Origin of the sequence: Frigoribacterium sp. MCBA15_019 (genome assembly GCF_001864945.1) — a bacterium.
Taxonomy (GTDB): Bacteria; Actinomycetota; Actinomycetes; order Actinomycetales; family Microbacteriaceae; genus Frigoribacterium.
This window is the reverse complement of the sequence record NZ_MJGS01000001.1, coordinates 694709-704061: the sequence shown is the minus strand read 5'-3', so window position 1 is coordinate 704061 and position 9353 is coordinate 694709. Positions and strand designations below refer to the sequence as shown.

The 9353-nt window shown below is 71.0% G+C and carries 6 protein-coding genes; 3 read left to right on the top strand and 3 right to left on the bottom strand.

The features are described from left to right. Positions 1 to 377 precede the first annotated feature (377 nt). Together rsgA and aroA are read right to left on the bottom strand one after the other, a co-directional pair. Positions 378 to 1508: a ribosome small subunit-dependent GTPase A gene (rsgA, locus tag BIV04_RS03375; protein WP_071254104.1), complete on the bottom strand. Its 1131-nt coding sequence runs from the start codon at positions 1506 to 1508 to the stop codon at positions 378 to 380. A 73-nt stretch (positions 1509 to 1581) separates the two neighbouring features. Continuing rightward, on the bottom strand, positions 1582 to 2997 hold the full coding sequence (gene aroA, locus BIV04_RS03370; protein ID WP_071254102.1) for a 3-phosphoshikimate 1-carboxyvinyltransferase: 1416 nt from the start codon (positions 2995 to 2997) through the stop codon (positions 1582 to 1584). Between the two features lie 96 nt (positions 2998 to 3093). Here aroA and BIV04_RS03365 point away from each other — a divergent pair, with 96 nt between their 5' ends. The 3 genes from BIV04_RS03365 to BIV04_RS03355 are packed head-to-tail and all read left to right on the top strand — an operon-like array spanning position 3094 to position 4522. Beyond that, a complete protein-coding gene (locus BIV04_RS03365) occupies positions 3094 to 3783 on the top strand; it encodes a sigma-70 family RNA polymerase sigma factor (protein ID WP_071254101.1) in 690 nt (229 codons plus the stop codon). Continuing rightward, on the top strand, positions 3780 to 4025 hold the full coding sequence (locus BIV04_RS03360; RefSeq protein ID WP_043593711.1) for a zf-HC2 domain-containing protein: 246 nt from the start codon (positions 3780 to 3782) through the stop codon (positions 4023 to 4025). The genes BIV04_RS03365 and BIV04_RS03360 overlap by 4 nt, the downstream gene beginning before the upstream one ends. Before the next feature lie 56 nt (positions 4026 to 4081). Then, complete coding sequence (locus BIV04_RS03355; protein ID WP_071254099.1) at positions 4082 to 4522, top strand: GNAT family N-acetyltransferase; 441 nt, start codon at positions 4082 to 4084, stop codon at positions 4520 to 4522. Positions 4523 to 5514: 992 nt separating this feature from the next. Here BIV04_RS03355 and BIV04_RS03350 read toward each other — a convergent pair. Beyond that, positions 5515 to 9288: a multifunctional oxoglutarate decarboxylase/oxoglutarate dehydrogenase thiamine pyrophosphate-binding subunit/dihydrolipoyllysine-residue succinyltransferase subunit gene (locus BIV04_RS03350; RefSeq protein ID WP_083396093.1), complete on the bottom strand. Its 3774-nt coding sequence runs from the start codon at positions 9286 to 9288 to the stop codon at positions 5515 to 5517. Positions 9289 to 9353: the final 65 nt, after the last annotated feature.

The window sequence follows — 9353 nt, the reverse complement described above, 5'->3', positions numbered from 1 at the left end:
CGTCCGCGCCGCCCGCAGCGCCCGCGGAGTCGTCGGCGAGGCCGTTCGCGGGGCCGTCCGATCGGTCGGGTCCGGACGAGGAGGCGCGGGTCGGCTCAGCAGCATCGGTCACCCCGTCAGCGTACCGAGCCCGCCCTGCTCGTCCGCGCCCCGCCCGCCGGCCCGACCCGCGCCTCCTGCACCCACCGCACCCCCGACCAGTCCCGCGCCCGCTCCCCGCTCGGCGCCGCACCGCAAGGCCCGGCGCCGCACCTCACTGCACCGCGTTTCGTGCACGGCACCGCGACTAGTCCCGGTGTGCTGCACGAAACGCGGTGCGAAGTCGCACGGCCGGCCCCGGCGCGGATCGGCCGGCGGCGGTGCGACGCAGCCGTGCGCTAGCCGAGCTCGTCGCTCCGGGCGTCGTCGGCGGCCGCCGCGAGGTCGCGCGCGCTCACCCCGCCCTTGGACGCGAGCAGCGACTGCAGCGACTCGAGCCGTTCGCGGCCGACGTCGCCGAGCTCGCCGGCCTGGATGCGGTCGACGATCTCCCAGTCGTGGGCCTCGGCCAGCGGGATGCCGTCGACCGGTTCGCCCTCGGCCGGGATCGCGTGCGCCGCGAACGACTTGAGGATGTTCTCGGGGTCGACGTGACCCAGCCCGAACGACCGCACACCCGGGGTGTCGACGATCCAGCCGCCGGTCGGCACCTTGAACGACACCGTCGACGACGACGTGTGCCGCCCACGTCCGGTGACGGCGTTGACCACGCCCACCTCACGCCGCGACCCGGTCAGGGCGTTGACGAGGGTGGACTTGCCGACGCCCGAGTGGCCGACCGTGACCGTCACGTGGCCGTCGAGGACGCCGCGCAGCTCGTCGAGCGCGGGGGAGACCTGCCCGCCGGGCGCGACCTCGTCGAACGAGGTCGACGTCGTCGTGACGATGCGCAGGTCGAAGCACGAGAAGTGCGCCGCGAACGGCGCCGGGTCGGCGAGGTCGGTCTTGGTGATGCAGAGGATCGGCTCGACCCCGGCGTCGAACGCCGCGACCATGTAGCGGTCGACCAGGCGGGGCCGGGGCTCGGGATCGGCGGCCGCCACGACGATGAGCATCTGGTCGGCGTTGGCGACGATGACGCGCTCGACGGCGTCGCTGTCGTCGGCGCTGCGCCGCAGCAGGGTCGAGCGGTCGTGCACCTTGACGATCCGGGCGAGCGACCCCTCGGAGCCGCTCGTGTCGCCGACGACGCCGACGCGGTCGCCGGTCACGACGCTCTTCTTGCCGAGCTCGCGCGCCCGGGCCGTCGTGATCTCGCGTTCGTCGGGGGTGCCGGCGTCCATCAGCACGCCGTAGCGGCCGCGGTCGACCGTCCAGACGACCCCCTCTTCGGCGTTCGCGTAGGCCGGACGCTGCTTGGTTCGCGGCTTGTTGCCCTTGGGGTTCGGGCGCACCCGCACCGAGCTCTCGTCGTACTCGCCGTACTCGCGCTCGTCGTCGGCGTCGTCGCCGTCGTTCCACCAGCTCATCGTGCCTCGCTCATCGTCGACCGTGCCTCGTCCGTCCTGCGCCGTGCCTCGCTCATCGCCGTCGGCCCGGCGCCTAGAGGAACCCGAGCAGGTCGATGTCGGCAGGGCTCTGGCGGACGGCCCGGCCGAGCATCTCGTCCCACAGTTCGACGAACTGCGGCAGCGTCTTCGCGACGACGCGGACGTCGTCGAGCTCGACCCCCTCGACCGCGAGGCCGATGATCGCCGCGGCCGTCGCCATGCGGTGGTCCTCGTAGGTGCGCCACTGGCCCGCGTGCAGCGGGGACGGCTCGATGCGCAGGCCGTCCTCGAGTTCGGTCACCGCGCCTCCGAGGGCGTTGATCTCGGCCGCGAGGGCCGCGAGGCGGTCCGTCTCGTGACCGCGCAGGTGGCCGATGCCGGTGATCGTGCTCGGGCCCGAGGCGAGGGCGGCGAGGGCGACCAGTGCGGGGGCGAGCTCGCCGCCGCGGGACAGGTCGACGTCGACGCCGGGCAGCGAGCCGCCGCCGACGAGGCCCAAGCCGCCGTCGACGGTGAGGGTGTCGCCGTCGAGCGTGACGGTGGCCCCCCAGAGCGGCAGCAGGTCGATCAGGTCGGCCCCGACCTGGGTCGTGTCGGCCGGCCAGTGCGCGATGGACACGGTGCCGCCCGCGACCAGGGCCGCCACGAGGAAGGGAGCCGCGTTCGACAGGTCGGGTTCGATGACGACCTTGCGCCCTTCGATCGGCGTCGGCGGCACGATCCAGGTGCCGACGGCGGGCGACTCGACCTCGACCCCGCGCTGCGCGAGCGCGTCGATGGTCATCTCGATGTGCGGCAGGCTCGGCAGGCGTTCGCCGGTATGGGTCAGGGTGAGGCCGCGCTCGAAGCGGGCGGCCGACAGCAGCAGGCCCGAGACGAACTGGCTCGAGGCCGACGCGTCGATCTCGACGTCTCCGCCCTCGACCTCGCCGGTGCCGTAGAGGCTGAAGGGCAGTGCGCCCCGGCCGTCGTCGTTCACCTCGACGCCGAGGGCGCGCAGGGCGTCGATCGTCGTGCGCATCGGACGCTTGCGGGCGCTGGCGTCACCGTCGAAGGTGACGGGGCCGAGGGCGAGCGCCGCGACCGGGGGCAGGAACCGCATGACCGTGCCGGCCAGACCGCAGTCGATCGTCGCCCCGCCCTGCAGCTCGCCCGGTGTGACGACCAGGTCGGGGCCGAAGGGGGAGTCGTTCGGGAACTCGGTGACCGTCGTGCCCAGCGCCTTGAGCGCCTCGACCATCAGCGCCGTGTCGCGCGAGTGCAGCGGCAGCCGCAACGTCGAGGGCGAGGACGCCAGGGCCGAGAGCACCAACTCGCGGTTCGTCAGCGACTTCGACCCCGGCAGGGACGAGGAGGCGCGCAACGGGCCGGAGGCGGTGGGCGCCACCCAGCGCCCCTCGTCGACCTCGGGAACCTTTCCGTCGCCGTAGGGAGAGAACTCGGGCCCGGAATACCTGTACACCTGCATCGGTTCACCACAGTAATGCAGCAAGAACCTGGAGGACCTGTGCCTGTCGCACTCGCACCGAGGGAAATCACCGTCGCCGAACTAGAATCGGCCCTGATGAGCACCCCCGAGGGCCACGAGCCCACACCGACCGATGCCGCCGTCGAACCGACCGAGGCCGACGTCGACGCCGCCCTCGAGGCCGTCGACGCCGACGCCGAGAAGCGCGCCCTCTTCGAAGAGCAGGCGCTTCCGTTCATGGATCAGCTCTACGCCGCGGGCATGCGCATGACGCGCAACCCGGCCGACGCCAGCGACCTCGTCCAAGAGACGTTCGTGAAGGCGTACGCGGCGTTCGCGCAGTTCCAGCAGGGCACCAACCTGAAGGCCTGGCTCTACCGCATCCAGACCAACACGTTCATCAACACGTACCGCAAGAAGCAGCGCGACCCCTACCAGGGCACGATCGACGAGTTGGAAGACTGGCAGATGGGCGGCGCCGAGTCGGCGACCCGCGCCTCCGGCTCGACCCGCTCGGCCGAGGCCGAGGCGATCGACCACCTCCCCGACAGTGCCGTGAAGGACGCCCTGCAGAAGGTCCCCGAGGACTTCCGCATGGCCGTGTACTTCGCGGACGTCGAAGGCTTCTCGTACCAAGAGATCGCCGACATCATGAAGACCCCCGTGGGCACCGTGATGAGCCGCCTGCACCGCGGCCGTCGCCTGCTCCGTGAACTCCTCGCCGACTACGCACGCGATCGTGGCATCGCCGTCCCCGTCGGCTCGTCGAAGGGCGCAAAGAAATGACCGACTGTGGTTGCACCAAGGCCAAGGCCGAACTCGAGGACTACCTGCACAACGAGTTGTGCCGCGAGGACGCGGCCGACATCCGCGAGCACATGGCGAACTGCGGCGACTGCTCGGGCGAGCACAAGGTCGGCGTCGTGCTGACCGAGGCCGTCCAGCGCGCCTGCCGAGAGACGGCACCCGAAGACCTGCGGGCGACCGTCCTGGCACGGTTGCGCGAACTGCAGTCCGCTCACCGCTAGTTCCGGGCCCGGACCTCCGGTCGTCACACGCCGAGCGCCTGCGCTAGCGTCGAGCCATGACCGCAACGGTGCAGCCCCTCGGCATCCCGACCACCAGCGACCTCGACGACCTCGTGTCCTTGATCGGCCTGCTCGGCTACGCGCTCGACGCGGACGTCCTCTCGGCGCGACTCGCCCGGCTGACGGCCGACGCGGGGCACGAGACATGGGTCGTGCGGGGTGACGACGGTCGCATCACGGCGGTCGCCGGTGGCCACGTCGTGTGGGCGTACAACGACGATGCCCCGACGGCAGAGCTGCTGCTCCTCGTGGTGTCGGCCGAGGCGCGCCGCGACGGCGTGGGGTCGTACCTGCTCGGCCACTTCGAGTCGTGGGCCCGGGGGCACCAGGCGCGCGTGCTGAACGCGGTCTCGGCTGCCGCGACCGACTCGGCCAACCGCTTCTACCGCAAGCGCGGCTACCACGAGGCCGGCGTCCGCTACTCAAAGCTCATCTGACCGCCGCGACTTATTGCCGCCGCGACAGCGGCCTCACCGTCGGCTGAACCTGCCGCCCGCGGTCGGCAACTCAGGACTCCCGGTGCGCTTCGCGTGTGAACATGCCCGAAGGCGCACATGCTCCCGAGCCAGCGCCCCTGACGCTCCCGCTGCCCTTGACGCTGCCGCCACAGGTCACCGGTCGCGGGGCGTGTCTCGCGGGCCGCGTGTCGGCAATTCCTGGCTGGTGTCGTCGCGAAAGCGTCTGAGCGGTGCTGCGCAAGCAGGAGCCCTGAGTTGCCGACAGCGGGGTCGTCCGATCAGGAGCCTTTTCTCCTGCATCACCGAGCCCCTCCGCAATCGTCGATGTCGCGGGTCGTGTGTCGGCAATTCCTGGCTGGTGTCGTCGCGCAGGCGTCTGAGCGGTGCAGCGCGTGCAGGAGCCCTGAGTTGCCGACAGCGGGGCCGGGCCCGTGTCCGGGACCGAGTTCGGCTCGCAGTGTCGGCGCGGGAGCCTACGTGGATGCGGGTGTGGTCGGTCGCGTGCGGGCAACTCAGGAGAACGGTTGCGGATCGGGCGGTTGGCGCGGGGCGCGGTGACAGGACTCCTGAGTTGCCGACTGCGGGCCGGTGGCGGATGCAGGGCAGGGCGGGGCAGGACACGGCGAGGCGGGGCAGGGCGGGGCAGGGCTGGGCAGGGCAGGGCAGGGCTGGGCAGGGCAGGGCTGGGCTGGGCAGGGCAGGGCAGGGCAGGGCTGGGCAGGCAGGGCAGGCAGGGCAGGACAGGGCAGGGCGGGGCCGGGCAGGGCAGGGCAGGGCAGGGCAGGGCGAGGCGGGGCCGGGCCGGGCCGGGCAGGGCGGGGCAGGGCAGGCAATGCAGGACTGGGCGGGGCAGGGCAGGCAGTGCAGGACCGGGCGGGGCCGGGGCTGGGCGGGCGGGGAGAGCAGCGCAGACGACCGTGGCCGCGCCTCCTGCAGGAGGCGCGGCCACGGTCGTGCGGTAGGGCTGGCGTCTAGAGGTCGAGCGCCTCGGCGATCAGGGCCGCTTGCTGCAGCGCGCTCGCCTTGTTCGACCCGGCGGCCGGCGAGGCCGACGCGGGACGCGAGGCGACGCGGATCTGACGGTCGAGGTGCTTCTGCAGCTCGAGCACGACGAACGGCCAGGCCCCCTGGTTCTCGGGCTCTTCTTGCGCCCAGACCAGCTCGGCGGACGGGTAGCGGTCGAGCACGCGGCGGATCTCGTCGAGCGGCAGCGGGTAGAGCTGCTCGAGGCGGACCAGCGCGACGTCGTTCTGGACGCCCCGCTTGTCGAGCTCGGTCGAGAGGTCGTAGTGGATCTTTCCGCTGTGCAGCACGACGCGCTTCGTCGACTCGGGCTTGGACACCCGCGTGCAGTCGAGCACCGGCTCGAAGCGACCCGAGGTGAACGCGTCGACCCCGCTGGTCGCTCCCCGCAGCCGCAGCATGGCCTTCGGGGTGAAGACCACGAGCGGACGACGCGGGCGTGCATAGGCCTGACGACGCAGCAGGTGGAAGTACGACGCGGGCGTCGACGGCCGTGCGATCGTCATGTTGTCCTCGGCGCAGAGCTGCAGGAAGCGCTCCATGCGGGCGGACGAGTGGTCGGGGCCCTGGCCCTCGTAGCCGTGCGGCAGCAACAGCACGACGCTAGAGCGCTGACCCCACTTCTGCTCGGCCGACGAGATGAACTCGTCGATGACGGTCTGGGCGCCGTTGCTGAAGTCGCCGAACTGGGCTTCCCACAGCACAAGCGCGTCGGCCCGTTCGACCGAGTAGCCGTACTCGAAGGCCATCGCCGCGTACTCGCTGAGCAGCGAGTCGTAGATCCAGAGCTTCGCCTGGTTGTCGGCGATGTTCTGCAGCGGCAGCCACTCCTGGCCGTTCTCGCGGTCGTGCAGCACGGAGTGCCGCTGTACGAAGGTGCCGCGGCGGCTGTCCTGACCGGCGAGACGCACGGGCGTGCCCTCGGTCAACAGCGACCCGAAGGCGAGCAACTCGCCGAAGGCCCAGTCGATGCCGCCGTTGCGGCTCATGTCGACGCGCTTCTTGAGCAGCTGCTGCAGCTTGGGGTGCACCGAGAACCCGGCCGGCGGGTTGTCGTGCGCGTCGCCGATGTCGTGCACGAGCTCGAGCGACACGCCCGTGGTCTCGGGCTCGCCTCGGGCATCGTCCTGCTGGGCCACGGGCCGCTCGAGGTCGGCGACGTCGCCGTCGTCGCTCGTGACGACCGGGATCGACCCGGTCTGCGCGGCGTGCGTCTCGGCGAAGGCGCGCTCGAGGCGCTCCTGGAAGTCACGGTGGGCGCCGTCGTACTCGTCCTGCGTGATGTCGCCGCGGCCGACGAGGGCCTCGGTGTACAACGTGCGCACCGAGCGCTTCTGCTCGATGAGGTTGTACATTAGCGGCTGCGTCATCGAGGGGTCGTCGCCCTCGTTGTGGCCACGACGGCGGTAGCAGACGAGGTCGATGACGATGTCGCGCTTGAACTGCTGACGGTACGAGAACGCCAGCTCGGCGACGCGGGCCACGGCCTCGGGGTCGTCACCGTTCACGTGGAAGATCGGCGCCTGGATCGTCTTGGCGACGTCGGTCGAGTACACCGACGTGCGCGACTCGGACGGCGGCGTCGTGAAGCCCACCTGGTTGTTGATCACGATGTGGATGGTGCCGCCGACGCGGTAGCCGCGCAGCTGCGACATCTGCAGCGTCTCGACCACGACGCCCTGACCGGCCATGGCCGCGTCGCCGTGGATCAGGATCGGCAGCGTGCTGAAGGCACCGGGCGTCCCGCGGTCTTGCTTGGCGCGCACGATGCCCTCGAGCACGCCGTCGCCGGCCTCGAGGTGCGACGGGTTCGCGGCCAGGTACACGGGGATCGTCTCGCCGACGGCACTCGTGAACTCGCCCTCGGTGCCGAGGTGGTACTTGACGTCGCCCGAGCCCTGGACGGTCTTGGGGTCTTGCGTGCCCTCGAACTCGCGGAAGATCTGGCCGTAGGTCTTGCCCGCGATGTTCGTCAGCACGTTGAGGCGGCCGCGGTGGGCCATGCCGATCGCGACCTCGTCGAGGCCCTCGCGGGCGGCGTGCTGCATGACCGTGTCGAGCAGCGAGATGGTGGACTCGCCGCCCTCGAGGCTGAAGCGCTTCTGGCCGACGTACTTCGTCTGCAGGAAGGTCTCGAAGGCCTCGGCCTCGTTGAGCTTCGCGAGGATGCGCATCTGCTCGTCGTGCGAGGGCTTGGTGTACGGCACCTCGAGGTGGTCCTGGATCCACTTGCGCTGTGCGGGGTCCTGGATGTGCATGTACTCGACGCCGATGGTGCGGCAGTACGAGTCGCGCAGGATGCCGAGGATGTCGCGCAGCAGGGCATGGGTGCGCCCGCCCAGGCCGCCGGTGACGAACTCGCGGTCGAGGTCCCAGAAGGTGAGCCCGTGGCTCTCGATCGCCAGGTCGGGGTGCGTGCGCTGGCGGTACTCGAGCGGGTCGATGTCGGCCATCAGGTGGCCGCGTACGCGATAGCTGTTGATCAGCTCTTGCACGCGGGCCGTCTTGCTGACGCGCTCGGCCAGGTTGACGTTGATGTCGGCGTTCCAGTGGATCGGCTCGTACGGGATGCGCAGCGCCGCGAAGATGTCCTCGTAGAAGCCGCGCTGCCCGATCAGCAGCTCGTGCACCTTCTTGAGGAACTCGCCCGAGCCCGCCCCCTGGATGACCCGGTGGTCGTAGGTGCTGGTCAGCGTGATGGTCTTGCCGATGCCCAGCTCGACGAGCGTCTTCGAGGCCGAGCCCTGGAACTCTGCCGGGTAGTCGAGTGCGCCGGCGCCGATGATGGCCCCCGCGCCCTTCATCAGGCGGGGCACGCTGTGCACGGTGCCGATGCCGCCGGGGTTGGTCAGCGAGATCGTGTTGCCCTGGAAGTCGGCCGCGGCGAGCTTGTTGTCGCGGGCCCGCTTGACGATGTCCTCGTAGGCGGTGAGGAACTCGCCGAAGTGCATCTCTTCGGCCTTCTTGATGCCGGGCACGAGCAGGGCGCGGGTGCCGTCGGGCTTCGGGATGTCGATGGCGAGGCCGAGGTTGACGTGCGCCGGTGTGACGACCGACGGCTTGCCGTCGACCTCGTCGTAGTAGACGTTCTGGCTGGGGAACTCTTTGAGGGCCTGGACCAGGGCCCAGCCGATGAGGTGCGTGAACGAGACCTTGCCGCCGCGGGCGCGCTTCAGGTGGTTGTTGATGACGATGCGGTTGTCGATCATCAGCTTCGCCGGGATCGTGCGGACGCTCGTCGCGGTGGGCACGGTGAGGCTGGCGTCCATGTTCGTGGCGAGCGACTTGGCCATGCCGCGCAGCGGCGAGACGACGTTCTCGGCCTCGGGCGTGGGCTGCTCGCCGGGCGTCGCGGGCTTCGCCTTGGCCTTGTCGGGCACCTGGGCCGGGATCGGCTTCGCCGCCGGCTCGACCGAGGTCGTGCGCGCGGCGGCCTTCTGGCCGGCGGCTGCAGCGGCCGCGGGTGCCGGGGCATCGGCTGCCGGCGCGGCAGCGGACGACGCAGGAGGCGCGGCTGCGGTCTCGACGGACGGTGCGGCGGGCGACGTGGGTGCGGACCCGCCCTCGGGCGGCGTGTAGGCCTCGAGGATCGGCCACCACGACTCGTCGACCGAGTTCTTGTCGACCACCCACTGCTCGTAGAGCTCGTCGACGAGCCACTCGTTGGCCCCGAACTCGGCTGCAGCGCCGTCGTCAGTTGTACCGGTCACGTGGCTTGACACAGCCGATCGCCCACTCTCCGTTGATTGTTGATCAGTGCGTGGGCTGCGACGCCCACCTCTGCCAG

Coding starts and splice junctions, on each gene's coding strand:
- rsgA (WP_071254104.1), bottom strand. CDS start 1,508: ATGAGCTGGTGGAACGACGGCGACGACGCCGACGACGAGCGCGAGTAC.
- aroA (WP_071254102.1), bottom strand. CDS start 2,997: ATGCAGGTGTACAGGTATTCCGGGCCCGAGTTCTCTCCCTACGGCGAC.
- BIV04_RS03365 (WP_071254101.1), top strand. CDS start 3,094: ATGAGCACCCCCGAGGGCCACGAGCCCACACCGACCGATGCCGCCGTC.
- BIV04_RS03360 (WP_043593711.1), top strand. CDS start 3,780: ATGACCGACTGTGGTTGCACCAAGGCCAAGGCCGAACTCGAGGACTAC.
- BIV04_RS03355 (WP_071254099.1), top strand. CDS start 4,082: ATGACCGCAACGGTGCAGCCCCTCGGCATCCCGACCACCAGCGACCTC.